The organism is Flagellimonas lutimaris, assembly GCF_051494225.1.
GTDB lineage: Bacteria > Bacteroidota > Bacteroidia > Flavobacteriales > Flavobacteriaceae > Flagellimonas > Flagellimonas lutimaris_A.
Window position 1 is genome coordinate 463,339 of the sequence record NZ_JBNPYE010000002.1, and the last position, 24,498, is coordinate 487,836.

At 40.2% G+C, this 24,498-nt stretch carries 21 protein-coding genes; 14 read left to right on the forward strand and 7 right to left on the reverse strand.

Annotation, left to right across the window (positions count from 1 at the left end; genetic code table 11):
• Nucleotides 1-147 precede the first annotated feature (147 nt).
• The 3 genes from ACQQ5U_RS07285 (at nucleotide 148) to ACQQ5U_RS07295 (ending at nucleotide 4,996) form a co-directional block, all read left to right on the forward strand.
• Nucleotides 148-2,973: a TonB-dependent receptor gene (locus ACQQ5U_RS07285; protein WP_437396363.1), complete on the forward strand. Its 2,826-nt coding sequence runs from the start codon at nucleotides 148-150 to the stop codon at nucleotides 2,971-2,973.
• 162 nt (nucleotides 2,974-3,135) lie between these two features.
• Nucleotides 3,136-4,644 (forward strand): F0F1 ATP synthase subunit beta, encoded by a 1,509-nt coding sequence (atpD, locus tag ACQQ5U_RS07290; protein ID WP_437396365.1) that lies wholly within the window; start codon nucleotides 3,136-3,138, stop codon nucleotides 4,642-4,644.
• Between the two features lie 73 nt (nucleotides 4,645-4,717).
• Nucleotides 4,718-4,996, forward strand: a complete 279-nt coding sequence (locus ACQQ5U_RS07295; protein WP_437396367.1) for a F0F1 ATP synthase subunit epsilon — start codon at nucleotides 4,718-4,720, stop codon at nucleotides 4,994-4,996.
• A 53-nt stretch (nucleotides 4,997-5,049) separates the two neighbouring features.
• On the opposite strand, the gene ACQQ5U_RS07300 is transcribed toward ACQQ5U_RS07295, so the two are convergent.
• Together ACQQ5U_RS07300 and ACQQ5U_RS07305 are read right to left on the reverse strand one after the other, a co-directional pair.
• On the reverse strand, nucleotides 5,050-5,577 hold the full coding sequence (locus tag ACQQ5U_RS07300) for an N-acetyltransferase family protein (RefSeq protein ID WP_437396368.1): 528 nt from the start codon (nucleotides 5,575-5,577) through the stop codon (nucleotides 5,050-5,052).
• Nucleotides 5,578-7,374 carry a M61 family metallopeptidase gene (locus ACQQ5U_RS07305; protein WP_437396370.1) on the reverse strand — a complete coding sequence of 599 codons (1,797 nt, stop codon included), beginning with the start codon at nucleotides 7,372-7,374 and terminating at the stop codon, nucleotides 5,578-5,580.
• Nucleotides 7,375-7,438: 64 nt separating this feature from the next.
• Here ACQQ5U_RS07305 and ACQQ5U_RS07310 point away from each other — a divergent pair, with 64 nt between their 5' ends.
• The 3 genes from ACQQ5U_RS07310 to bioD are packed head-to-tail and all read left to right on the forward strand — an operon-like array spanning nucleotide 7,439 to nucleotide 9,563.
• Nucleotides 7,439-8,569: an aminotransferase class I/II-fold pyridoxal phosphate-dependent enzyme gene (locus ACQQ5U_RS07310; RefSeq protein WP_437396372.1), complete on the forward strand. Its 1,131-nt coding sequence runs from the start codon at nucleotides 7,439-7,441 to the stop codon at nucleotides 8,567-8,569.
• Entirely contained in the window at nucleotides 8,566-8,952 is a 387-nt protein-coding gene (locus tag ACQQ5U_RS07315; protein ID WP_437396373.1) for a putative signal transducing protein, read from the forward strand. Before ACQQ5U_RS07310 ends, ACQQ5U_RS07315 begins: the two co-directional genes overlap by 4 nt.
• The gene (gene bioD / locus ACQQ5U_RS07320) at nucleotides 8,949-9,563 is read left to right on the forward strand and encodes a dethiobiotin synthase (protein WP_437396374.1); all 615 of its coding nucleotides are present in this window, start codon (nucleotides 8,949-8,951) and stop codon (nucleotides 9,561-9,563) included. Before ACQQ5U_RS07315 ends, bioD begins: the two co-directional genes overlap by 4 nt.
• Here bioD and ACQQ5U_RS07325 read toward each other — a convergent pair.
• A complete protein-coding gene (locus ACQQ5U_RS07325) occupies nucleotides 9,555-11,054 on the reverse strand; it encodes an ArnT family glycosyltransferase (protein WP_437396375.1) in 1,500 nt (499 codons plus the stop codon). The genes bioD and ACQQ5U_RS07325 overlap by 9 nt on opposite strands.
• Nucleotides 11,055-11,092: 38 nt before the next feature.
• Between ACQQ5U_RS07325 and bioA the strand changes: the two genes are divergently transcribed.
• The 6 genes from bioA (at nucleotide 11,093) to ACQQ5U_RS07355 (ending at nucleotide 17,780) form a co-directional block, all read left to right on the forward strand.
• Nucleotides 11,093-12,379, forward strand: coding sequence for an adenosylmethionine--8-amino-7-oxononanoate transaminase (bioA, locus tag ACQQ5U_RS07330; protein ID WP_437396376.1), 1,287 nt, complete (start codon nucleotides 11,093-11,095; stop codon nucleotides 12,377-12,379).
• Nucleotides 12,380-12,388: 9 nt separating this feature from the next.
• The gene (locus tag ACQQ5U_RS07335) at nucleotides 12,389-13,579 is read left to right on the forward strand and encodes a beta-ketoacyl synthase N-terminal-like domain-containing protein (RefSeq protein ID WP_437396378.1); all 1,191 of its coding nucleotides are present in this window, start codon (nucleotides 12,389-12,391) and stop codon (nucleotides 13,577-13,579) included.
• Between the two features lie 72 nt (nucleotides 13,580-13,651).
• The gene (locus tag ACQQ5U_RS07340) at nucleotides 13,652-14,227 is read left to right on the forward strand and encodes a hypothetical protein (protein ID WP_437396379.1); all 576 of its coding nucleotides are present in this window, start codon (nucleotides 13,652-13,654) and stop codon (nucleotides 14,225-14,227) included.
• A 6-nt stretch (nucleotides 14,228-14,233) separates the two neighbouring features.
• Nucleotides 14,234-15,673, forward strand: coding sequence for a flotillin family protein (locus ACQQ5U_RS07345; RefSeq protein WP_437396380.1), 1,440 nt, complete (start codon nucleotides 14,234-14,236; stop codon nucleotides 15,671-15,673).
• Between the two features lie 78 nt (nucleotides 15,674-15,751).
• Nucleotides 15,752-16,852, forward strand: coding sequence for a biotin synthase BioB (bioB, locus tag ACQQ5U_RS07350; RefSeq protein ID WP_437396382.1), 1,101 nt, complete (start codon nucleotides 15,752-15,754; stop codon nucleotides 16,850-16,852).
• A gap of 58 nt (nucleotides 16,853-16,910) precedes the next feature.
• Entirely contained in the window at nucleotides 16,911-17,780 is an 870-nt protein-coding gene (locus tag ACQQ5U_RS07355; protein WP_437396384.1) for a cupin-like domain-containing protein, read from the forward strand.
• Between the two features lie 4 nt (nucleotides 17,781-17,784).
• On the opposite strand, the gene ACQQ5U_RS07360 is transcribed toward ACQQ5U_RS07355, so the two are convergent.
• The 4 genes from ACQQ5U_RS07360 to ACQQ5U_RS07375 all read right to left on the reverse strand — a co-directional run bounded on the left by ACQQ5U_RS07360 (nucleotide 17,785) and on the right by ACQQ5U_RS07375 (nucleotide 22,848).
• A complete protein-coding gene (locus ACQQ5U_RS07360; RefSeq protein ID WP_437396385.1) occupies nucleotides 17,785-18,270 on the reverse strand; it encodes a regulatory protein RecX in 486 nt (161 codons plus the stop codon).
• Nucleotides 18,271-18,275: 5 nt separating this feature from the next.
• Entirely contained in the window at nucleotides 18,276-20,645 is a 2,370-nt protein-coding gene (locus tag ACQQ5U_RS07365; protein ID WP_437396387.1) for a glycogen debranching protein, read from the reverse strand.
• A gap of 89 nt (nucleotides 20,646-20,734) precedes the next feature.
• On the reverse strand, nucleotides 20,735-22,285 hold the full coding sequence (locus tag ACQQ5U_RS07370; RefSeq protein ID WP_437396389.1) for an Rne/Rng family ribonuclease: 1,551 nt from the start codon (nucleotides 22,283-22,285) through the stop codon (nucleotides 20,735-20,737).
• Between the two features lie 272 nt (nucleotides 22,286-22,557).
• Nucleotides 22,558-22,848, reverse strand: a complete 291-nt coding sequence (locus ACQQ5U_RS07375; protein WP_014032385.1) for an HU family DNA-binding protein — start codon at nucleotides 22,846-22,848, stop codon at nucleotides 22,558-22,560.
• A gap of 124 nt (nucleotides 22,849-22,972) precedes the next feature.
• Here ACQQ5U_RS07375 and mutY point away from each other — a divergent pair, with 124 nt between their 5' ends.
• The gene (gene mutY / locus ACQQ5U_RS07380) at nucleotides 22,973-24,010 is read left to right on the forward strand and encodes an A/G-specific adenine glycosylase (protein WP_437396391.1); all 1,038 of its coding nucleotides are present in this window, start codon (nucleotides 22,973-22,975) and stop codon (nucleotides 24,008-24,010) included.
• A 23-nt stretch (nucleotides 24,011-24,033) separates the two neighbouring features.
• Entirely contained in the window at nucleotides 24,034-24,489 is a 456-nt protein-coding gene (locus ACQQ5U_RS07385) for a single-stranded DNA-binding protein (protein WP_437396393.1), read from the forward strand.
• Nucleotides 24,490-24,498 lie beyond the last annotated feature (9 nt).

Sequence of the window (24,498 nt, forward strand, 5' to 3'; positions counted from 1 at the left end):
CGTAGATTTAAATAGATTTTTTTGTCAAAAAAGTATTATGCATGCATAATTTTTTTCAATTTTGTATAATTGAAATAAAAAAAAATGTATCTTCCCGCTTGATACTTGACAAGCACATAAAACTAAATTAACTCTAATCCATAGCAAATGAAAAAACTTATGTTTGTTTCCCTAATGCTGTTGGGTTTGGCAACTTATGGTCAAACCACTGTACAGGGAAAGGTAGTTGATGAAAATAATGAGCCCATACCAGGAGCCAATGTGGTTTTGAAGGGCAAAGCAGAAGGAACCACTACGGACTTTGATGGAAATTTTACTTTTAATACCGACGAAGAGCCCCCTTTTCAGCTTCAATTTTCCAGTATCGGCTTCTCGGATTTTACGGCGAATGTAACTTCAAACAATCAGACTCTTACGATTACACTTTCGGAAGCTAATACGTTGTTGGATGAAATCGTAATCTCTGCGTCAAGGACTCCGGAGCGAATTTTTGAATCTCCCGTATCCGTTGAAAGATTTGGGCTTAGAGAAATTAAGAATACCACCGCAGAATCCTTTTATGGAGGTCTTCAAAACTTAAAGGGAGTGGACATTAACACCAATAGTTTAACCTTTCAATCTGTAAACACTAGAGGTTTTGCCACCTTTGCCAACAATAGATTTTTGCAGTTGGTGGATGGTATGGACAATACCGCACCCGGACTTAACTTTGTATTGGGTAACCTTGTTGGGATGTCGGAATTGGATGTGCAGAGTGTGGAAATCCTTCCAGGAGCGTCGTCCGCACTGTATGGGGCAGGCGCCTTTAACGGTATACTGTTTATGACCAGTAAAAATCCATTCGATTTTCAAGGGATAAGTGCCTATTTTAAAGCTGGGTATACCGAACAAGAAGCTGCCGGAAACAATTTCTACAAAGATTTTGGTGTGCGGGCGGCTCATGCCTTTAGCGATAAAGTAGCAGTTAAGGCCAACCTTTCAGTTTTAACAGGAGAGGATTGGCATGCTAACAGTAGAGTGGATTTGAACAATCCAGGAGCAGACCGTTCCAATCCAGGCTACGATGGATTGAATGTATATGGAGATGAAGTTGCTACAATATTGGATTTTGATGCGGCAGCAGGGTTTCCTTCTGGAACTGTGGGCTCTGCCTTTATATCCAGGACAGGATATGATGAGGCTGATTTGGCGAACTATAATGCAGAAAGTGTAAAGGCGGATTTTGCATTGCATTACAGACCATTTGCAAATGATCTGGAAGTTATCCTTAATAGTAGAATTGGTCGAGGTACCACCATATATCAAGGTGCGAACCGTTATGCCGTAGCCGGTTTTACTATGCAGCAGCATCGATTGGAAATCAAAAACGACAACTTCTTTGTGAGAGGATATATTGTTTCTGAGAACTCCGGGGATGCCTACGATACGCGTTTTGCTGCCATCAATGTGAATCGTGCTTGGAAGTCCGACACACAATGGTTTACCGATTATGCCAGTGCATACATCCCAACTTATTTAGGAAGTATCCAAGGAGCTGGATTATCTCCCGAACAAGCTTCTACTCAGGCACACATTGCAGGTCGACAAGCTGCCGACCAAGGAAGGTTGATACCTGGAACACCTGGTTTTGAAAGTGCCTTTAACAGTGTAATCAATAATGGTGATTTGACTACTGGAGCCAAATTTGTTGATAAGACCAAATTCCGTCATGTAAATGGTAACTACAATATTGCCCACCTAATTGATGATTGGGCTGATATTCAAATTGGAGGGTCTTTCAGGGAATACGAATTAAACTCCCAAGGAACCATCTTTACAGATATTGATGGTCCTATTAAATATAATGAATACGGGGCATATCTTCAAGTACAGAAGAAATTTTTGGACGACCGTTTAAAATTTACAGGTTCTGCCCGTTTCGATAAAAATGAGTTTTTTGATGGATTTGTTTCACCAAGAGTCTCTTTTGCGTATACTTTGGGAGAGGAAAGAAACCATAACCTAAGGGTTTCTGTGCAGCAAGGTTTTAGAAATCCAACAACGCAGGATTTATTTATCGGCTTGAATGCAGGAAGAGCAATTTTAGTTGGTTCTGCTCCAGATAACTTGGACAGGGATGTTCGGACTTTCAATGTTAGCGAAAGCGGTCAGGCCCTTATAGGTCAATCTACGGTACAATTAGTCGGAAGAGCGGCGTATGAGAATGCTTTTTCCACTGGTTCTTTGCAAGCTGGTACTCCCAATACAGTAGAAACACCTTTGGTACAGCCCGAAGAAATCACAGCTTTTGAAGCTGGCTACCGTGCTCAAGTGGGCAGGTTCACCATTGATTTGAGCGGTTATTACAATAAGTATAAAAACTTCTTGGCTAATACCACTGTTGCCGCACCTTTCTATGGAGAAACAAAAGGTATAATTAATGGCGTGCCGGGAAATGTTGACTCGGAAGGAAATACAATAGATGTAGATCCTCTGCAACAGCAAAGAGCATTACAAGCTTTAGGGAATGGAGACTATCAAATCTATCAAACCTATACCAATTCAGAAGCCGATATCAATTCTTATGGAGGAACGGTTGGGGTGGATACCAAAATCGGTAACTTCGATTTAGGTGTTAACTATACATTTGCAGAGTTGGATATTGATGAAGGAAAGTACCCAAACTTAAGGACCAACTTTAACACGCCAAAGCATAAGGTTAAGGCATCGTTTGGCAATGCCGCACTTTTCGAAAACTTTGGCTTTAATGTAAACTATAGATGGAGTGATACATATTACTGGGAAGCCTCTTTTGCGGATGGTCAAATTCCTGCTTATACCGTATTGGATGCCCAGGTTAACTATTCGGTTCCATCTATGAAATCTATTTTTAAGTTGGGTGGATCAAATCTTTTGGGTGATGAATACTACACTGCAATCGGTACTGGATTTATCGGTTCCATATACTATTTGTCTTGGACCATAAATCCTTAAAGAACAGTAAACAAGCAAAACTAAAGGCGTTGGATTTTCCAACGCCTTTTTTCTTTAAAAAAAAGCTGAAATCGGTTTCTGAATAAAAATGTAAAAGCATATCTTTGCAGCCGAAAAAATAGCGGTTATTTTCCGCGTATTCAATTAAAAATAAACACACTAATGTCTAAAGTAACAGGTAAGGTTGCCCAAATTATAGGCCCGGTCATTGATGTTGAGTTTGAATCAGGAGTAGAAATCCCAAGAATTTATGACTCCCTTGAAATTGCAAAAGCTGATGGCTCAAGATTGGTTTTGGAAGTACAATCACATATTGGTGAAAATACTGTAAGAACTATTTCTATGGACTCTACCGATGGATTGAGCAGAGGAGTAGAAGTTTTAGCTACCGGTAATCCAATTCAAATGCCAATTGGAGAAGATGTTTACGGACGTCTTTTCAATGTAATCGGTGATGCTATCGATGGTATGGAAAACTTACCAAAAACTGGAGACAATGGACTTCCGATTCACAGGGAAGCCCCAAAATTTGAAGACCTTTCCACATCTACAGAAGTACTTTTCACAGGTATCAAGGTAATCGACCTTATCGAGCCTTATGCAAAAGGTGGTAAAATTGGATTGTTCGGTGGTGCCGGTGTAGGTAAAACCGTATTGATTCAGGAATTGATCAATAACATTGCCAAAGGTCACGGTGGTTTGTCCGTGTTCGCAGGTGTTGGGGAGCGTACCCGTGAAGGAAACGATTTGCTTCGTGAGATGTTGGAATCCGGTATTATAAAATACGGAGACGATTTCTTGCACTCCATGGAAGAAGGGGGATGGGATTTGTCCAAAGTAGATAAAAGTGCATTGAAGGAGTCCAAGGCAACCTTTGTGTTCGGTCAGATGAACGAACCACCGGGAGCACGTGCCCGTGTAGCATTGTCTGGATTGACCATTGCAGAATATTTCCGTGATGGATCAGGAGAAGGACAAGGAAAAGACGTTCTTTTCTTCGTGGATAACATTTTCCGTTTTACCCAAGCAGGTTCCGAGGTATCCGCACTTTTGGGTCGTATGCCTTCTGCGGTAGGTTACCAACCAACGTTGGCGACAGAAATGGGTGCCATGCAGGAAAGGATTACATCAACTAAAAGAGGTTCCATTACATCTGTACAGGCGGTTTACGTTCCTGCGGATGACTTGACGGATCCAGCACCAGCGACAACATTTGCTCACTTGGATGCAACAACTGTACTTTCCCGTAAAATTGCCGAGTTGGGTATTTATCCTGCAGTGGATCCATTGGATTCCACTTCAAGGATTTTGACTCCGGACATTTTGGGTAAAGAGCATTACGATTGTGCGCAACGTGTAAAAGAGTTGTTGCAGCGTTATAAAGAGCTTCAGGATATTATTGCTATCTTGGGTATGGAAGAACTTTCTGAAGAAGATAAATTGGCCGTAGGTAGAGCAAGACGTGTGCAACGTTTCTTATCTCAACCATTCCACGTAGCCGAGCAGTTTACTGGTATTCCAGGTGTTTTGGTTGACATTAAAGAGACTATTAAAGGATTTAATATGATTATGGACGGTGAACTAGATCACCTTCCAGAATCTGCCTTCAACCTTAAAGGATCCATTGAGGAAGCTATTGAGGCTGGAGAAAAAATGTTGGCTGAAGCGTAAAACAGTTAAGAGTTAAGAATGTAGAGTTCGGAGTAACTCTTAACCCATAACTCGCAACGCATAACTAGATAAAATGTATTTAGAAATTGTATCACCCGAAGCCACTTTATTTTCAGGCGAAGTAACCTCAGTTACTGTTCCTGGAGTAAATGGTGAGTTCCAGATGTTGGAGAATCACGCACCTATTGTGTCTCTATTACAAGCTGGCAACGTAAAAGTGAAAGGTAACATTACCATTGAAGAAGCTTTTGAAGACAAATTTTCCAAAGGAAAGAATGGGGAAACAGTTTTGTCTATTTCAAGTGGAACAGTGGAGATGAAAGACAATAAGATAATCGTCCTGGCCGATTAAAATAAATGAATTCATCCACAAAAAAGCCGCTCTAATGGGAGCGGCTTTTTTATTTATAATATGATGACATGCCATTCCTTTTCACCTGAATGGTATATGGTTAATGTTTCAAACCCTATAGATTCATGAGCAGCCAAAGACCTTTTGTTCTTACCATCGACTTCGGTAACAATGGTATCAAAACCTTCGGGAAGCTTTTCTTTCATGGTTTGATATAGCTTTCGGAAAATACCTTGTCCCCGATGACTTTTGGCCACACAGATTTGTCCCATTGCCATATAATTGGCCTTACCGTCAAGAGCATTATCGATTTCTTTGAACATCGGGCGAAGCACTTCTATTTCTTCTTTAAATTTAGGATGCATGCAAAGGGCATAACCCACAACTTGATTATCCTCCACCGCAATGATATGTCCACACATATCGTTCATGGCCTTGAGCACATCCATGGTGTGTTCCACAGTTACAAAACCTTCTTTTGTGCTTTCTTCTTGGCTAATGTTTTTAGGCAAATTACGCTGCTGGAGGTCTAGAATTTGTTCAAGTTCCTCTAAAGTGTCCGCTTGTTTGTAGCTAACCATTTATTCCACTTTAAGCCATTCTTTACGTTGCTCGAGCATTTCTTTGGACGGTTTCTCATCTTTGTCCTCCATCAAACTGAAAGAATAATTTGGGCTGGGTACTAAAACCAGTTCTGTGCTTTTTTCCTTTCCGTATCGAGTGAACTTTACCTGCAACGTCTTACCTAAATCGAACTGCTTTAAATAATCATCAAACTTTTGGTCTTCGGTCAATGGTTTATCATTGATACTGAGGATAACATCTCCATTGTCCAAACCTGCCTTGTAAGCAGGACTGCCCATTTTTGTATTTCTGAGAATCATATAACCTGATTTATCAGCGCTCATGGAAACATAAGCTCCAAAATAGGGTGCTGTTTCTGGCTGTTCCAAAACCACCCCTACCGATTCCATAAACGTTTTGTAATCGGGCATTTCGCTTTTATAGACATAGTTGTTGAAGAAATGGTCTCCAAATTTTTTTCCTGCATACGCGTTCAAGGCATCATGAAGATTTTTGATGGTATATGGTATCTCGGTAGCACCATATTTTTTCCAGACAGATTTCATGAAATCATCTAAATTTAGTCCTTCTTCCCTTAAAGAAAGGTCCAAAGCCAAACCTAAAACACTTCCGTAGGAATAATAAGAAATAAACATATTATCACGGTTTACAGGATCTACCGAGGTGGCAGCATCCACAAAAGGCGCTTGGAAACTCATTTCAATGGGATTGAAAAACTGCCGCGCAGGAGAGTTCCAAACATAGTTAAATGTTCCAGCCAAACCGTCTACATATTCTTTGGGTGAAGAAAGACCTGCCCGACATAAAATCAAACCGGTGTAATAACTGGTAAACCCTTCAGCAAACCAAAGGGCACCGCTCATGTTGGCTTCTTCAAAATCAAAAGGCTCCAATGTTTTAGGGCGGATACGTTCTACGTTCCATGAGTGGAAAAATTCGTGTGATACTGTTCCAATATTGCGCTCCATTCCACCGTTTGCCAAGCTTCGGGTACTGGTCAATATCGTGGAGTTCCGGTGCTCCATACCATCGCCCGAGGCGTTGGGAATATAGCATGCTAGAAAAGTGTAATTTCCATAATCAAAATCGGGTAGTTCTCCATAAACTTCCTTTTCAGTAAGTACTACCTTTTTCACTTTTTCAAAATATTCATCGGCCTCTTCTTCTGTGCCATTGTGATGCAATGCCAGATTGATGGTTTTTCCATCTACTTCAAAAGAACGAAGCATGTAGTTGCTAATTTCTGTTGGACTATCCATAAAATAATACAAGTTCGGAGCCGAATAGGTAGTGCCGGAAACCAACGGAAGCTGCGTGGCCACTTTCCAATCCAAATCTTCACGAATGTCAAAAGTCACTTCAATTTTACGCTTGCTCAATTCAGGAACAAACATAAAAGTTGCGGGAATATTAAGGTGTGCATGGGTTTCATCCACTTGGGAATACGTACCCCCGCCTCGGTTGGCAAATAATATATATTTGATGTTGACAGTGCCGTCGTGCCCGCTAACTTCCCATGCATAAGGGTTGGGACGGGTAACGGCCAAAGCATTTCCCTTGCTGTCCGTGGCTTCAAAACCATAGACGTTTTTGGCAAATTCGTGGATAGCATATCGTCCAGGGGAGGTCCTGCTCATCCGAAATTCCACTTTATCTGAACTTAAATCTGAAAAAGTAGCTTCAATTACTGCCTCGTGATGAACGGCATTGTCAAAAGAAATTTTGTAAGTATTCGTTTGGGCGGTCATAGTTAGACCGATACATAATGTAAAAAAAGTAAGGATAAATTTCATTTCTGGTAAAGGTTTGCGAACGACTAAGATACTGTTTAATCACCGTAAGTGCTACATTTGTGCTATGGAGAAATTTCCACAAAAGCTGGCATCAAAAATATCGCAACGGCTGAAAGACAATGCGCTTCGGAGCTTGCCCAAGGCAAGCCAACTAGTTGATTTTTCTTCCAACGACTACTTAGGCTTGACTAAAAATGAAAAAATAGAGAGGCAAATTCAAAAAAACGGGGCAACAGGATCTAGACTACTCACGGGTAATCATGAATTGTTTGATGAGTTGGAAGCTCTATTGCAATCACATCACAAAGCCGAATCTGCCTTGGTCTTTAATTCTGGGTATGATGCCAATGTTGGGTTTTTCTCTTCCGTTCCCCAACGTGGGGACATTGTGTTGTATGACGAATTGGTGCATGCCAGTATTCGGGATGGTATCCAAATGGGTCATGCCAAAGGGTACAAATTTGCGCACAACGATATAGGAAAATTAAAGGAGAAATTAGTATCCCTTCGAGCGCAGTCGAGTAGGGATACGGAGTTTTATGTCGTAACCGAATCCGTTTTCTCCATGGATGGAGATTCTCCAGATTTAAAAGAAATGGCAACGTTCTGTGCTAAAAATAATTGCTTTTTAGTTGTGGATGAAGCACACGCCACTGGAATTTTTGGAAAAGGAACTGATTTAATCTCTGAACTGGGATTGGAAAATGATGTTTTTGCTAGAATCATCACTTTTGGAAAAGCTCTTGGGTGTCACGGTGCGGCCATTTTAGGAAGCAAACAACTAAAGCAATATTTGGTAAATTTTGCTCGAAGTTTGATCTATACTACGGCATTGTCCCCACATTCGGTGGCTGTCATTCTATCTGCTTATCAATATTTAAAAAAGGAAAGCAGTGGCATTTGTAAGCAGCTTTATCAAAATATCGACTATTTTAAACAAGAAATAGAGCGATTTCGGATTTCGGACAAATTCATAGCCAGTAACTCTGCTATTCAATGTGTAATGATTTCTGGAAATAATAAGGTCAAGGAAATTGCGGGCCAACTACAGCAGGAAGGTTTTGATGTAAAGCCCATTCTTTCACCAACCGTAAAAGAAGGAGCGGAAAGGCTACGGTTTTGCTTGCATACCTTCAATACAAATGAAGAGATATCACAAGTTTTGCAATCGCTGAAAAATTATATGGCAACATGAATATACAGTTTTATACTTTAGGCTCGTTTGAGTTTCCAGCGGATGCCGTGGTGATTAAGGGCAAGTTGGAGGCCGAGGGAATCGATGTGTTTTTAAAAGATGAAAACACCATTAATTCGGACCCTTTGATTAGTGCCGCTCTTGGAGGAGTAAAACTTCAGGTTTATTCCAGTGATAAAGAACGGGCCAAAGAAATTTATGATGAAGTCCGAAACTATGCCACGGATGAATTTGGCAATCCGGTAGTTTGTCCTAACTGTAAGGCCACAAAATCAGAAATTTATTACTCCCGAAGTACCATCTTTTATAAACTGTTTCCTTTCTTTGAACCCAGAAAGTACCAGTGCATGCAGTGCAATTTTATTACCAGGCCCGCTAAATGAAAGTATTTGTTACAGGAATCTCAACGGAAGTTGGAAAAACAGTTGCTTCTGCCATCGTGGTGGAATCTTTGCAGGCAGATTATTGGAAACCTGTTCAGGCTGGGGATTTGGAGAATTCCGACAGCCACAAGGTCCAAGATTTTATTACGAATGACAAAACGGTTATCCATCCCAATAGTTATGCCCTGAACACGCCAATGAGCCCGCATGCAGCAGCGGATATTGATGGGATAACCATTGACTTGAATCAAATTAAAGAACCAGAGACCAATAATCATTTAGTGATTGAAGGTGCGGGAGGTTTACTTGTTCCGTTGAACGATACTGATACTATTTTTGACCTTATCAAGCCCGATTACAAAGTAATCGTAGTTTCCAGACATTATTTGGGCAGTATCAACCACACCTTGTTGACCATTGAAAAACTACAGCAAAAAAATGTGGAGATTGGAATTATCTTCAGCGGTGGTGAACATCCCACTACGGAGGAAATTATTCTAAAGAAAACAGGGGTAAAGTGTTTAGGGAGAATCAACGAAGAGACTCATTTTGACAAAGAGGTGGTAACAAAGTATGCGGATGCATTTAAATCTGCCCTGGAATCAATCTAGCCGTTGATAAATAAGCCCTCTTCCAACCGTCGCTGTTAGCTGATAATGCTTTTCAAGGTAAGCATCAATATAGGCATTGTAGTCCACCAACTTTTTATCAAAGATTTCTTTTCCCTCTCTTGCAACTAATGTTTTGGGTTGAATAACTTCCATAATATACCGAAGCTCTTCCATACCTGTATTTCTCGGATTTTCCATATATGGAAACATTTCTTCACGGGTAATATTGCTAGGGTGTGTGGCTGCTTTTGTGGGTGGTTCTTCACCCAATACCCAATATCCAATGTGGTATTCGGTAAAAAAAACATTCTTGGTTTCTAGCTTATGTTCTGTTATGTATGCTGGAACTTCAATACCCTCTCCATTGAAAAAGGTTCCTTTTTGTATTTTATTGGATATAATATTGCCATATTCCAGATATGATTCCATGGGGATCAAAATCAAAAGAATAATGACTATAGATTGATACCTCTTTTTTAAAGGAGGAAGTTTGCCAATGGCTATTCCCAATAGAATCAAAATCAAAGGATATAACTGAATCAGATAATGTCCGTTTACTTTGCCTGCTTGCATATAAGAGAGTAGGATGCCCAAAACAACAACTGTTAAAATTTGAAGTTTTTTATCTTTCCAATCAATTATTTTTAGGGTAAAGCCAGCAATTAGTAGCCCTAAAATGACAATCACGAATGGCAAAGTCTTTAGTGGAGAATGGAACTTGCCTTCTGAATAGGCCAGAGGCGCTTCAAAAATGGATTCCCAGCAAATTTGGATATCGCCTTGAAGGTAATAGGGCATTACGGTGAATGCAATGGTTACGAAAAAACCTATGCCCATATAAATCAAATTGACGATGTTCTTGGAAATTTGTTTTTTGTGAAACCCTTCATATAAAAAATATAAGCCCAAACTCAATACGGGATAGGCCATGTTCAGTTTTGTCATCACCGAAATGCCCAAAAGAAGTCCAGAAGTAAAATACCATTTTCGGTCATCCTTCAAAAACAAAATGTATAGACCCGAAACAAAAAAGAAAGTACTGATATGTTCGGACATTACCCCTTGTAGGCTACCAAACAAACTTTGAAAAAAAACACAGAAGATGGCCGCCCAGAACGCTATTTTTTTGGAAGTGATTTTTGTGGCAATCCCATAGGTGAACAAAGCCGTTAAAGCGACAATAAGAGAACCAAAAAGGCGTATGGCGATAAAACTCTTTCCAAATATTTTAATGATAATGGCAAAAAATAAAAAAGTCATCGGAGGCTTAAGGTCCCATAATTGGGTATAGGGCAAATGTCCATTGGCCCATGATTGTCCCATAATAATAAAAGTGCTCTCGTCCCGATCAATGTAATCCCTAAAAAAGAAGGGAAAACGAATGATGATGGCCAGGACAACCAAAATAAGCAGGACTGTTTTCCAATCAAGATTTTGAAAACTAAAAGAGAGGAATTTTTTAAGCACGGTCGTATTAAGCTTTTTGGCCATTAATTATCATCTTTGCAATATAGATAAATTTGAATGTTTTGAGTGACTCCTTAGTAGAGGAAAAATTATCGGAAAGAGACAAAAAACACCTTTGGCACCCATTGACCCAACATAAAACCAATTCTGAAATGTTGGCCATTGCTAGAGCAAAGGGAGCTTTGCTCTTTGATGAGGAAGGAAAGGAATATGTGGACGGCATCGCCTCTTGGTATACCTGTATGTACGGGCATTGCAACCCCTATATTTTGGATAGGGTAAAAGAACAGATGCAGAAGCTCGACCAGGTAGTATTTAGCGGATTTACCCACGAACCCGCTATAAAACTGTCAGAAGAACTCATTAAAATACTGCCCAAGAACCAAGAAAAACTTTTTTTCTCTGATAACGGGTCCACGGCTACCGAAATCGGAATAAAAATGGCCTTGCAATACCATCATAACAAAGGGCAAAAACGAAATGTGCTTTTGGCTTTTGAGGAAGGATTTCACGGAGACACCTTTGGGGCCATGTCCGTTTCGGGTCTTTCGGTTTACAATGGGCCATTCGAAGACTTTTTTATTGAAGTGGAACGGATTCCAGTACCCACTCCGGAAAACATTGATGACATTCTGAATCACCTGAAGAAGCGGTTGCAGCACAATAATATAGCAGGCTTTATTTATGAACCTTTGGTTCAAGGAGCTGCGGCTATGAAAATGCACGATGCTGATGGACTTGACCGAATTCTTGCATTGCTTCAACAGCACGAAGTGCTTACCATAGCCGATGAGGTAATGACGGGTTTCGGAAAAACCGGAAAATATTTTGCTTCGGACTATTTGGAAAACAAACCGGATATTATGTGTTTGTCCAAAGCGTTGACGGCAGGTCTTGTGCCTATGGGTTTAACTACCTGTACGGAGAAAGTCTACATGGCTTTTTATAGTGATGATGTGGCTAAAGGTCTTTTTCACGGGCATACCTATACTGCAAATCCGTTGGCCTGTACCGCGGCTTTGGCGGCTTTGGAATTGTTGCAAACGGATGAAATTCAACAGCAAATTAAGAATATCACTCTTTGGCACCAGCAATTCGATAAGAAAATAAAAAATCATCCTAAAGTTGCAAGTACACGTCAAACAGGGGTGATTTATGCTTTGGATTTAGATGTTGAAATGGAACGCTATGGAAACTTAAGGAACAAGCTTTTCAAACATTTTATGGCCCATGGCATATTCCTAAGGCCTTTGGGCCATACCATTTATATTTTGGCTCCATTTATTACTACCAAGGAGCAAATGGAACGGATTTATGAAGCTATTGAAAATGCTTTGGAACTTGTGTAACCGACTTTTATGTTGAAAGAACCCATTTCCATAACAGCTATTTCTTCCATATCATCATTGGGGCAAACTTTTGATGAAGTCTGGGAGTCTTATGAAAACGATAGTCATTTTTTGACGGAGGCGGATATTGGTAATCAGTCTGTTTGGGTATCAAAATTGACAGAGACCGTAAAAGGAGCGATTCAAATTCTCCGTCAGTCTGATGCCAATTATAAATATTTGGATGATTCCGTATTGTTTGGCATTTATACAGCACGGAAGGCGGTGGGAACTGCCGGTTGGGGGGAAGGTTCCAATTTCGGGGTCAATATTGGGTCCTCCCGGGGAGCAACCTCACTTTTTGAAAAATATCATCAAGAATTTTTGACTGAGGGAAAATCATCCACATTATCATCCCCAACGACCACCTTGGGAAATATTTCCTCTTGGGTGGCCCACGACTTAAAATCGAAAGGACCAGAAATTTCACATTCCATTACCTGTTCCACTGCATTGCACGCTGTTTTGAACGCTGTGGCTTGGATTCAAAGTGGCATGACGGATAAATTTTTGGTGGGTGGTAGCGAAGCACCTTTAACCCCGTTCACCATTGCTCAAATGCAAGCTTTAAAAGTATATTCCAGAATGCCGTCGCGAGCACAGTCGAGAGGTATTGATAAGAAGAACTATCCATGTTTGGCCATGGATTTGGATAAAAAACAAAACACAATGGTTTTGGGCGAAGCTTCTGGAATGGCTTGTTTGGAAAAAGGGATAAAGAAAAACTCTTTAGCACTAATCGAAGGAATAGGCTATGCAACGGAACCCTTGGAACATGGTGTTTCCATTAGCACCGATGCCCAATGTTTTCAAGATTCCATGAAAATGGCGTTGGGTAATTTAAATCCATTCGAAGTAGATGTGGTGGTGATGCACGCGCCGGGAACAATCAAAGGAGACCTATCAGAATTTAACGCAATTAAAAAAGTGTTTTGTAACAAAATTCCATTTTTAACTACCAATAAATGGAAAGTAGGTCACACTTTCGGAGCTTCTGGCTCGCTCAGCTTAGAAATGGCTGTATTAATGCTTAACCACCAGAGGCCCGTTTCCATTCCGTTCGTTACTTACGAAGCACTTCCTAAAACCATTGAAAAAGTCATGGTAAACGCCGTGGGCTTTGGAGGAAATGCAGTGTCGATTTTACTCTCCAAGAGATAACTTTGGCTGCCGAAGAATATCGGTACAAAGTATTATCTTAACACTTTGTACCAACTTTAAATTTTGTTTGCCATGGAAAACTGGTTCGCAGCTTTGACGCTTTTTGAGAAAATATATTGGATTATTGCTATTGCAGGTTCTGCCATCTTATTGGTGCTTGTAGTAATGACATTGATTGGTGGGGATGTGGATGATATGAGCGATGTAGATACTGATGTTGAGGCCGATACCGGGGTTCACTTTCAGTTTTTGTCCTTTAAGAACTTAATGGGGTTTTTCACCATTTTTGGATGGTCGGGAATAGCCTGTATTGAAAATAATCTGTCAACAGGACTCACGGTTTTTATATCTGTAGTATGTGGACTGCTGATGATGTTGGCCATGGCCACCCTATTTTATTACTTAGCCAAACTACAAAGTAGCGGAACCCTAAAACTGTCCAATGCTGTAAATCAAATTGGCGAGGTATATCTTACTATTGGAGCCAAACGTTCCCGCATGGGAAAGGTATCTGTAAATGTACAAGGAACTTTAAGAGAGCTTCAAGCACTCACTGATGAAGACCACGACCTGGTTCAAGGTAATGTGGTTAAGGTACATGAGGTAACGGACACAGGGATTTTGATTGTTAATCTTTTAAATAAATAAACTACTATGCTAACACTACCATTACAAATGGGCGGGGGAGCCACATTGTTGGCCATCGGTTTCGCCATTCTCTTTTTCTTTATAATTATCATCTCCTTTATACGACGGTATAAACGATGTCCCTCTGATCGTATACTTGTAGTTTACGGAAAAGTAGGTACAGGAAATTCAGCAAGATGTATTCATGGAGGAGCGGCCTTTATTTGGCCAGTGATTCAAGATTATGAGTTTTTGGACTTGACCCCAATTTCTATCGAAGTTGATTTGACAAATGCATTGAGTAGGCAAAACATTCGTGTGAATGTACCATCTCGTTTTACAATTGGTATTTCTACTGAGCCTGGAATTATGCAGAACGCAGCTGAAAGACTTTTGGGCCTTGGTATGCAAGAAGTTCAGGAATTGGCGAAGGAAATTATTTTTGGTCAATTACGTTTGGTTGTTGCTTCGATGGATATTGAAGAAATTAATGCGGATAGAGATAAATTCTTGACCAATATTTCACAAAGTGTTGAATCGGAGCTTAAAAAGGTCGGTTTAAAACTCATCAACGTAAACATTACAGATATAGTTGATGAATCTGGATATATCGAAGCGCTAGGTAAAGAAGCAGCGGCCCATGCCATTAACGCCGCTCGTAAATCGGTAGCCGAAAAAAACAGGGATGGTTCCATTGGGGAAGCCAATGCATTGCAAGATGAGCGTACTCAAGTAGCTGCCGCCAACGCGAAAGCTGTTGAGGGCGAAAACTTGGCGAAAATTGATGTTGCTAATTCAGACTCATTAAGACGTCAAAGAGAGGCAGAAGCCGAAAGAACGGCAATCGCTTCAGAAAAAGTACAGTCCGCAAAAGCTTTGGAAGAATCGTACTCCGCAGAGCGTGATGCGGAAATTGCAAGAGCCGAAAGAGAACGTAGTTCTCAAAAGGCCGATATTGTAATTCCTGCCCAAATTGATAAAGAGAAAGTGGAAATCGAAGCCGAAGCCGAAGCCGAAATGATCCGAAGGAGGGCAAAGGGTGAGGCAGATGCAATTCTCTTTAAAGCTCAAGCAGAAGCAAAAGGTATTTTTGAGGTGTTGACAAAACAAGCTGAAGGTCTAGATAAGATTGTTCAGGCAGCGGGTAATAGTCCAAAAGATGCAGTACTTCTATTGATTGCTGACAAGCTTCCAGAATTGGTTGCGAAACAAGCGGAAGCTATTAAGAACATCAAAATTGACAAGGTTACTGTTTGGGACTCAGGAACTAAAACAGCAGATGGTAAAAACTCTACAGCCAATTTTATCTCAGGAATGTACAAATCGGTTCCACCATTACAAGAAATGTTCAATATGGCAGGTATGGAATTGCCTGAATATCTTAAGGGTAAAGATATCAAAACCGATAATGCAGCTTCCGATGGTGCTGATTTGGCAAATGAACCGAATTCTTCAGAGGAAGAATAGTCCAAAATTAACAGTTGAAACAAAAGAAAACCGAGGCACTTGCTTCGGTTTTTCTCTTCTATAGACTATTTTTGATGTATGATGCAGACAAGACATAACTGGACTAAAGAAGAAATTCTAGCTATATACAACAAACCTTTAATGGAGTTGCTTTATGAAGCGGCTACCGTACATAGAGAGTATCACGACCCCAATACAGTACAAGTTTCAACCTTACTTTCCATAAAAACAGGAGGCTGTCCAGAAGACTGTGGATATTGTCCACAAGCTGCCAGATATCATACTAATGTTGATGGAAATGATTTGATGTCAGTTCAACAAGTAAAGGCCCAAGCTCTTCGAGCTAAATCTTCAGGAAGCTCAAGAGTGTGTATGGGTGCCGCTTGGAGAAATGTAAAAGATGGGCCAGAGTTTGACCAAGTTTTGGAGATGGTGCGAACCATCAATAAATTGGATATGGAAGTCTGCTGTACCTTAGGTATGGTTACCGAAAACCAAGCCAAAAGATTGGCAGAAGCTGGATTGTATGCCTACAACCATAATCTGGACACATCGGAAGAATATTATAAAGAAGTGATATCGACCCGTGGCTACGAAGATCGTTTACAAACCATTGAAAATGTCCGCAAAACGAATGTTACTGTTTGTAGTGGAGGTATCATTGGTATGGGTGAATCTGCTGAAGATCGAGCTGGAATGTTGGTGGCATTGTCCACTTTGAACCCACAACCCGAATCGGTGCCAATCAATGCTTTGGTAGCGGTGGAAGGTACTCCCATGGAGGACCAAAAACCCGTGGAAATATGGGAAATGATTCGTATGGTTGCCACAACAAGAATCATAATGCCGCAAACCCAGGTAAGGTTGTCAGCCGGAAGGACCGAAATGAGTCGCGAAGGCCAGGCCATGTGTTTCTTTTCTGGAGCCAATTCCATTTTTGCAGGAGATAAGTTGCTTACCACTCCAAATCCGGATGTAAATGAGGATATGGCGCTCTTCAAACAATTGGGACTAAATCCACAAAAGGCGTTTGTAAAAGCGCCTCAGCCCGAGACGGTGGATGCGGAAAATTCTCAATTTACTGCACGAGGCGAAAAACCAAAATGGTCCAGACCAGGGCACGTGATTGAAAGGAATGAAGCTGCCAAGGAAAAAGGTAAACTGGTCTCCAAGGATTAGGCTTTGTAAGCATTTCAAAACCTTTTATTAATTTAGTGGTTTCAAATTCCTTGAAATTTTGAAGCTGAACCTGGAACAGATACCTCGAGAAGAAACCCTTTCAAAGAGAGAATTTCTTCAAAAATATTTCAAGCCCCAAAAGCCTGTTGTAATTGAGCGCTTTATTGAGGATTGGCCGGCATATTCCAAATGGAACTTAGATTATGTAAAAGAAGTTGCCGGCGAAAAGGAAGTTCCTTTATATGACGACCGTCCAGTAAGGCACGACGAAGGCTTCAATGAGCCACATGCCAAAATGAAGATGGCAGAATACGTGGACCTTTTAAAAAGTGGCCCAACCAAGTATCGCATTTTTCTTTGGAACATCCTTAATGAAGTTCCAGAACTTCAAAAGGACTTTTCGTTTCCAGATTTTGGATTACGACTCATGAAAGGGTTACCCATGTTGTTTTTTGGTGGTGAAGATTCACATACTTTTATGCACTACGATATTGATTTGGCCAATATTTTCCATTTTCATTTTGAAGGAAAGAAGCAATGTATCCTTTTTTCGCAATCCGAAACTAAATTTTTATATAAAATACCCCACTCCCTGATTACGCGTGAGGATATCGATTTTGCGGACCCCGACCTTAAAAAATGGCCTGCCCTGAAACATGCCAAAGGTTATATTACACATCTGGAACACGGGAATATCCTTTACATTCCCGAAGGGTATTGGCACCACATGAAATATATTACCCCTGGATTTTCAATGAGTCTGCGGGCGGTTGCCAGAAAGCCAAAGAATTTTGGAAAAGCAGTTTATAATATTATTGTGATGCGTCATTTTGATAATCTGATGCGTAGACTTAAGGGACAAGAATGGATTGATTGGAAAAATGAAAAAGCTGTGGAGCGAACGCAAAAATTATTGTTGCAACAGTAATGGTTTACTTGATGAGTTCATTGGTTTTTTCGTACACCAAATGGCTTTCCCAGCCCCTATATAAAAGATAGTCAGCTAATTTTTTCTTTTTTTTAAAACTATTTGTTTCCTTAATTTGGCTCAACCGTTTTCTGGCCAATTCATCAAAGGTTTTTAAGTAATCCTCGTTTGTAATTTCGGCAAGTGCACTTTTAATGTTATAAGGGGAAATCTCACGAAACTTAAGTTCTCGAACAATACGGTTTACCCCCCACTTTTTAATATTGAATTTACCTCTGGCAAAGGCCTTTGCAAAGCGTTCTTCATTGAGAAAATTTTCTTGGATGAGGTGTCCTAAAATTTGATCTATGGCCTCGGGAATCATATTCATATGCTTCAACTTCTCTGAAACCTCTTTATGGCACCGCTCTTGGTAGGCACAGTAGTGTTCCATTTTTTTTGTGGCTTCATCAATGGAGTAAAATTTTTGGGAAGATAATTTTGAGCCCATTTTAGCTAGTTTTGAGTTACCTCAATCATGTTATCTGAAAAAGTAAATATGGTTTTGCCATTACTGGTTTCGGTCTGTTGGAGGCCCTGTTTTACAGTATAATTACCCTTGGGTAAGATAAGCTTGATTTTCCAGTCCGTTTTTGTTTGTTCTATTTTGATTTGACGGCCCGCTTCGGATGAGCTGTACCATACAGAGACTTGATTGTCACCAATTTTTACATTTTCCAAAGCAGCATTGTCCCAGTCTTTTGGCATTTGGGGTTCAATGATGATTGTTTTATTGTGTGCCAAGGGTTTGATCCCGAAGAACTGGTTTATAATGGGCACGGCAAAGGCGTATATATTCCAAGCTTGGGCCATCATACCATAATCTGGGGAAACCTCGTAGATACTACCGGGTAGTGCATAGCTAAAGGAACGTGACATTCTCTTTAAATAGTCTAATGCTACGTCCGGTCTACCATAATTATTTTCGGCAACTGCTTGCACTCCCGTGGGCAGAGTCATTACAGCACCGGTATAAGAAAACACTTGGCTTCCTTTGAAGGAGCTGTCGTCCTCACCAGCTGTATCATCACGATCAATACCTGTGACGAATACTCCGAAAGGATTTATAAATTTCCTCGCATTGTCCAAAGCATATATCGCTTTGGTTGAATCAGCTATACCCATTTCCATGGGGGTGTTCACCACCCAGTTATGGTAAAGTACAAAGGGTCTGGGTTCATCGGATGGATTGCGTAAAATCTGTTGTTTTGTGGCTTCAAGTTCTTCAACTGCCCATGGTTTGTTCAACGTGTCAGCTCTTACCAAAGCATCGTCTATTAAATGTAATGCCTGTTTATCAGTTCCAATAAAATCTGCATAGGATTGAAAAGTCTCCGACCAGAACTCGATATTTATTTTCTCCTTCAACTGATCCGCCAATTCCTGATATTCCCGGGCCAATTCAGTTTCGTTCAACTCGCCGGCCATAAGTGCGGCATCTGCAAAAGCTTTTTGCGTATATGAAGCCACATCTATCATTTCACTGTTAAGACCGTGTATTTCCATCATACCAAAACCATCAGGAAATAGATTTTTATTGTCATCATTTTCCTCCAATAACCATTTCAAACCTTTTTTTATTGTTGGAAAATATTTTTCTAGAAATTCTTTATCTCCATTCCATTTATAGATTTCCCATATCAATGATGCAAACTGGGGAGTTTCATTGATATTTCCTTTATTGAAAACAACACCGTTGGTGGACATTTCGTGAAGAATCCTACCGTTACTGTTCACGGCCATTGAAACACTATCCAAAAGTTTGATGGTATTTTTTACAATTTCATCCTGACCAATAGCCATGTATCCTTTAAGTGCATACTCACTATCCACACCAAAGTACCATGGATAATCTGGGATACCTGCGCCGATACCTGAACCAATTTCTGGAATCGTGCGTACAAGCCAGTCACAATTATATTTTAACCATTCAAAGGTTTTTTGCAGGTGCTTGTCCGGAATGGTTAGTTTAGACTGGTCTGCAAGTTGCTCATAACGAGCTTTTTTTGCTTTGGCCAATGGGACAAAGTTCTCTAGAATGTTCTTGTAAGTATTAATTGCGTCTTCACGGGAATTATATGAGCCGGCTAAGGCAAAATTTAGGGTTTTCTCTGATTTCGCAGGAATCTTAACAACATATTCAAGTGCATTGGATGCTCCATTTTGCTTATTCTGATTTTTGAAGCCGTTTGAAGAAATAGGTGCTTGGTCGGATCCAAAAACATTATACCAAGAATTTAAACTGTCCTTAACTATCCAATAGTTTTCTTTGAAAATAGCTGAATCCTTCGAGTCTATCATATTTGAGCGTTCCCCCAACCAAGTTGGACGTAAGTTCGAATGGCCAACAAAATTTAAACTGCCTTCAATGCTTTCTTGAGCATTATTTTTGATGACAAACTGGACTAAAATACCCTGTAGGCTATCTGGAACAAATTGAATCCTTTCAACAACAAGACCTTCTTTTTCAAATTTGAATATGTGTTTGTTCGCATAGGGGTAGTTTATAAACTCAGAGGCCTTGTTCAATTTCAACACCGTATTACTAACCACTATCTCCACATCGAAGCCGTCCATTAGCTTTATGGGATGGTTCCAAATTCCACCCATTTCACCTTTAATGTGCCAACCCAAGGCAGGAAAGGTTCCATCTTGATGGCCAACCATGTATACCCTGTCACCGGCTGTTACGTAGGGCGAGTTTAGGTAAGCTTCTTTTCCTCGAATATAGGGAGATTGCTTCAACAAATTTGATATAGGTTTCTCTGCAGGGGAGGAACACGCCACAATCAAAGTACTAAATAGGAGGAGGGTGATGTTTTTCATTTTTAAGTGAACTAGGTTATCAAAAGTACTGCTTTGCACCAAACTGGTAAAAACAAAAAAAGCGACCCCATTACTGGAGTCGCTTGGTATTATGGTCGTATTGTTTTACCGTCTTTGTCCTTAAAACGATATTCAAGGTACTTATAGGCATCCCTAGGTTGGATTTTGATCCATTTCTTATAGGTTTTAAACCATTTGGATCGGATAGAAGGAAATCCCTTGGTAAGGTAAGCGGCAATAAACGGATGAATGTTCAATACAATTCCGTTGATTTTTTGCTTTTGCTTAAGGATTCGCTCTAAATCCACTTGGATTTTATCAATTAAAACAATGGGAGCTTCCACTTCGGCACCCGATACGTTCGGGTTTTCCTCACTCGTTTTAATATTCATTTCTGGACGAACCCTTTGTCTTGTAATCTGTACAAGGCCAAATTTACTGGGGGGCAAAATTTTATGCTTCGCCCGATCGTCCTTCATTTCGTCCCTAAGGTGGTCATACAACTTTCGTCTGTGGTCACCTTTGGTCATATCAATAAAATCTACCACAATGATTCCACCCATGTCGCGCAAACGTAATTGTCTTGCAATTTCGGTTGCGGCCAATAGGTTTACTTCGAGTGCGGTATCCTCTTGGTTTTTTGCCTTGTTGGAGCGGTTACCGCTGTTTACATCTATTACGTGCAAAGCTTCGGTATGCTCTATAACAAGGTAAGCCCCGCGGCTCATGGATGCTGTTCGACCAAAAGAGGTCTTAATTTGACGCTCTATCCCAAATTTTTCAAAAATTGGTGCCGGACCGGTGTACAACTTTACAATGGATTCTTTTTGTGGTGCAATTTCATGCAAATAATCCTTGATTTGGTTGTAGAGTGTTTCTTCATCAATATGTATTCCGGTAAAGGAATCGTTGAAGACATCCCTAAGGATGGATGACGCCCTGTTCAGTTCCACCAAAACTTTGGATGGATGCGACGCCTTCTGCAATTTTTTGCACATGTTTGTCCATTTGGAAAACAAGTTCTGAAGATCTTTATCCAGTTCTGCAACTTTTTTGCCTTCTGCTACTGTACGTATAATTACTCCAAATCCCTTGGGCTTAATACTTTTTACAAGTCTAATAAGTCTGTCCTTTTCTTCCTTGCTCGCTATCTTTTGTGATACCGAGACTCTATCGGAAAAAGGTACCATGACCAGAAAGCGCCCAGCTATGGAAAGCTCAGAGCTAATTCTTGGTCCCTTTGTTGATATGGGCTCTTTTACTATTTGTACCAGTAGTGACTGATTGGCTTTTAGCACATCGTTGATGCTGCCATTCTTGTCAATATCTTTTTCAAATGGAAAATTTTTCAGGGAGTAATCTTTTAGTTTCCCTGTTCTAGCTTGTTTAATGAATTTTAACATTGAAGATAGTTGCGGGCCCAGGTCATGGTAATGCAGGAACGCATCTTTTTCATAACCTACATTGACAAATGCTGCATTTAGGCCTGTAACGGGTTTTCTGATCTTGGCTAGGAAGATATCCCCTACGGAAAAGTTATTATTGTCTTCTTCTTTGTGTAATTCTACTAATTTTCCATCCTTTAGTAAGGCAAAATCGACTGCATCGGGCGTAGATCTTACTATTAATTCTCTATTCACCTGAATCGATTTTTATTTATCCCACATGAATTTTGGGATAAATGATTAAACAATATATAGTATCGGTTATTTTTCGAACCGATTGAAATTCGTTTATTGAATCTCTATGTCAAAGAACGTGATAGGGTAAAATGAAAAAGTAGTTGAAACAACTACTTTTTCTTGTGTCGGTTAGCTCTTCTGCGCTTCTTACGCTTATGCGTGGCTACCTTATGTCTTTTTCTTTTCTTTCCACTCGGCATATGGCTCTTGCTTTAGTGTTGTTAATTATATTATTTTACTTGTACATTTGTCTTTACGCCTTCCACAAAAACTTTGGCGGGCTTAAATGCAGGAATATTGTGTGCAGGAATTTTGATGGTAGTGTTCTTAGAGATATTTCTACCTGTTTTTTCCGCTCTGGTCTTGATGATAAAACTACCAAAACCTCTTAAATAAACATTATCACCATTCTCCAAGGATGATTTCACCTCTTCCATAAAGGATTCTACTGTCGCTTGCACATCTCCTTTTTCAATACCTAGTTTTTCTGAGATCCTAGTTACAATATCTGCTTTCGTCATTACTTCTTATTAATTTTCAAATTTTTTTCGGCTTGCAAATATAAACATTATAATTAATCTTTCCTTTTAACCCTTTAATTTTAAGTATATAAACTGATACATTTGAGCTTTATTACTTTATCTAATGAGTTTTGCCCCAAAAATCCTGAATTGGTATCGTGAACATCAACGTGAGCTTCCCTGGAGAGAAACTCGAGAGCCTTATAGGGTTTGGCTATCCGAAATTATACTCCAACAGACCCGTGTAGCTCAGGGAATGCCCTATTATTATAGGTTTGTTGAAGCTTTCCCTACAGTTTATGATCTTGCGAACGCTCCTGAAGAACACGTGTTGAAACTTTGGCAAGGACTGGGCTATTACTCCCGCGCACGCAATTTGCACGCCACGGCCAAAATTGTTGTTGTGGATTTCCATGGAGAATTTCCAAAGACTTATAAGGGATTGAAATCTTTAAAAGGTGTTGGTGATTATACGGCCAGTGCCATTGCATCTTTCTGTTTTGATGTTGCGGAACCCGTAGTAGATGGAAATGTTTATCGTGTGCTGTCCCGATATTTTGGTGTTGATATACCTATTAATAGTACCCAAGGAATCAAATATTTTAAAGAACTCGCCCGTGAGGTGATGGACGCAGGGAACATTCGCGACTATAATCAGGGTATTATGGAGTTCGGTGCCATACAATGTGCGCCCAAAAAACCGTACTGTTTATTGTGTCCGCTTCAAGAAAGCTGTGTTGCGCTGAAAGAAAACAAAGTGGATACCCTTCCGGTAAAACAAAACAAAACCAAGGTGAGGAATCGTTACTTTAATTATTTAGTGTTGCTGGATAAAAATGAAAGTACCGTTTTGGAACAACGTAAAGGAAAGGGCATTTGGCAGAATCTGTATCAGTTTCCATTGATTGAATCCGAGAAAAGGCTTCAAGCTGAAGAATTGAAGCCGTTGATCATGGAAAAAGAAGATGTTCCAGAATTGGAATCTTTATCATTATATAATAATGAACCGATAGTACACAAATTGTCACATCAACATTTATTTACACAATTTTGGATCCTAAAAACTTCTTATATATTAGAGGAAGGAACACATTGGAATGAAATAGGTAATTTTCCGGTTCCAGTTTTGATAGCAGATTTTATTAAGACATTGAAAATTTAGTACTTTTGATTAATTAAAGAGATATGAGCGGAACATTGAATAAAGTAATGCTGATCGGGCATTTGGGAGACGAAGTCAAAATGCACTATTTTGAAGGAGGAAACTGTATTGGCAGATTCCCTTTGGCCACCAACGAGACCTATACCAATAAGCAAACGGGTGAAAGGGTGACCAATACGGATTGGCACAATATTGTTGTGCGCAATAAGGCCGCTGAAATTTGTGAAAAATACCTTAGTAAAGGTGACAAGGTTTATGTGGAGGGGCGATTGAAAAACAGACAATGGCAAGGTGAGGACGGTAATACGAGATACACTACCGAAGTGCATGTACAGGACTTTACCTTTTTAACGACCAAGAAGGAAAGTATGGCCAACGGACAATCTTCGGGTGCTCCCGCCAATCAGCAGCCTTCGCAGCCTCAGACTCCGGCGGCACCTATGGATAACACCGAAGAGGATGATGACCTACCATTCTAAAACCAACGT

Bases quoted from the DNA above. Each gene is read 5' to 3' on its own strand.
- ACQQ5U_RS07335 (WP_437396378.1), top strand. From the start codon at position 12,389: ATGTTGAAAGAACCCATTTCCATAACAGCTATTTCTTCCATATCATCA.
- ACQQ5U_RS07295 (WP_437396367.1), top strand. From the start codon at position 4,718: ATGTATTTAGAAATTGTATCACCCGAAGCCACTTTATTTTCAGGCGAA.
- atpD (WP_437396365.1), top strand. From the start codon at position 3,136: ATGTCTAAAGTAACAGGTAAGGTTGCCCAAATTATAGGCCCGGTCATT.
- ACQQ5U_RS07365 (WP_437396387.1), bottom strand. From the start codon at position 20,645: ATGAAAAACATCACCCTCCTCCTATTTAGTACTTTGATTGTGGCGTGT.
- ACQQ5U_RS07385 (WP_437396393.1), top strand. From the start codon at position 24,034: ATGAGCGGAACATTGAATAAAGTAATGCTGATCGGGCATTTGGGAGAC.
- bioD (WP_437396374.1), top strand. From the start codon at position 8,949: ATGAAAGTATTTGTTACAGGAATCTCAACGGAAGTTGGAAAAACAGTT.
- ACQQ5U_RS07310 (WP_437396372.1), top strand. From the start codon at position 7,439: ATGGAGAAATTTCCACAAAAGCTGGCATCAAAAATATCGCAACGGCTG.
- ACQQ5U_RS07300 (WP_437396368.1), bottom strand. From the start codon at position 5,577: ATGGTTAGCTACAAACAAGCGGACACTTTAGAGGAACTTGAACAAATT.
- ACQQ5U_RS07340 (WP_437396379.1), top strand. From the start codon at position 13,652: ATGGAAAACTGGTTCGCAGCTTTGACGCTTTTTGAGAAAATATATTGG.
- mutY (WP_437396391.1), top strand. From the start codon at position 22,973: ATGAGTTTTGCCCCAAAAATCCTGAATTGGTATCGTGAACATCAACGT.
- ACQQ5U_RS07315 (WP_437396373.1), top strand. From the start codon at position 8,566: ATGAATATACAGTTTTATACTTTAGGCTCGTTTGAGTTTCCAGCGGAT.
- ACQQ5U_RS07360 (WP_437396385.1), bottom strand. From the start codon at position 18,270: ATGGGCTCAAAATTATCTTCCCAAAAATTTTACTCCATTGATGAAGCC.
- ACQQ5U_RS07325 (WP_437396375.1), bottom strand. From the start codon at position 11,054: ATGGCCAAAAAGCTTAATACGACCGTGCTTAAAAAATTCCTCTCTTTT.
- ACQQ5U_RS07285 (WP_437396363.1), top strand. From the start codon at position 148: ATGAAAAAACTTATGTTTGTTTCCCTAATGCTGTTGGGTTTGGCAACT.
- ACQQ5U_RS07375 (WP_014032385.1), bottom strand. From the start codon at position 22,848: ATGACGAAAGCAGATATTGTAACTAGGATCTCAGAAAAACTAGGTATT.
- bioB (WP_437396382.1), top strand. From the start codon at position 15,752: ATGATGCAGACAAGACATAACTGGACTAAAGAAGAAATTCTAGCTATA.
- ACQQ5U_RS07305 (WP_437396370.1), bottom strand. From the start codon at position 7,374: ATGAAATTTATCCTTACTTTTTTTACATTATGTATCGGTCTAACTATG.
- ACQQ5U_RS07345 (WP_437396380.1), top strand. From the start codon at position 14,234: ATGCTAACACTACCATTACAAATGGGCGGGGGAGCCACATTGTTGGCC.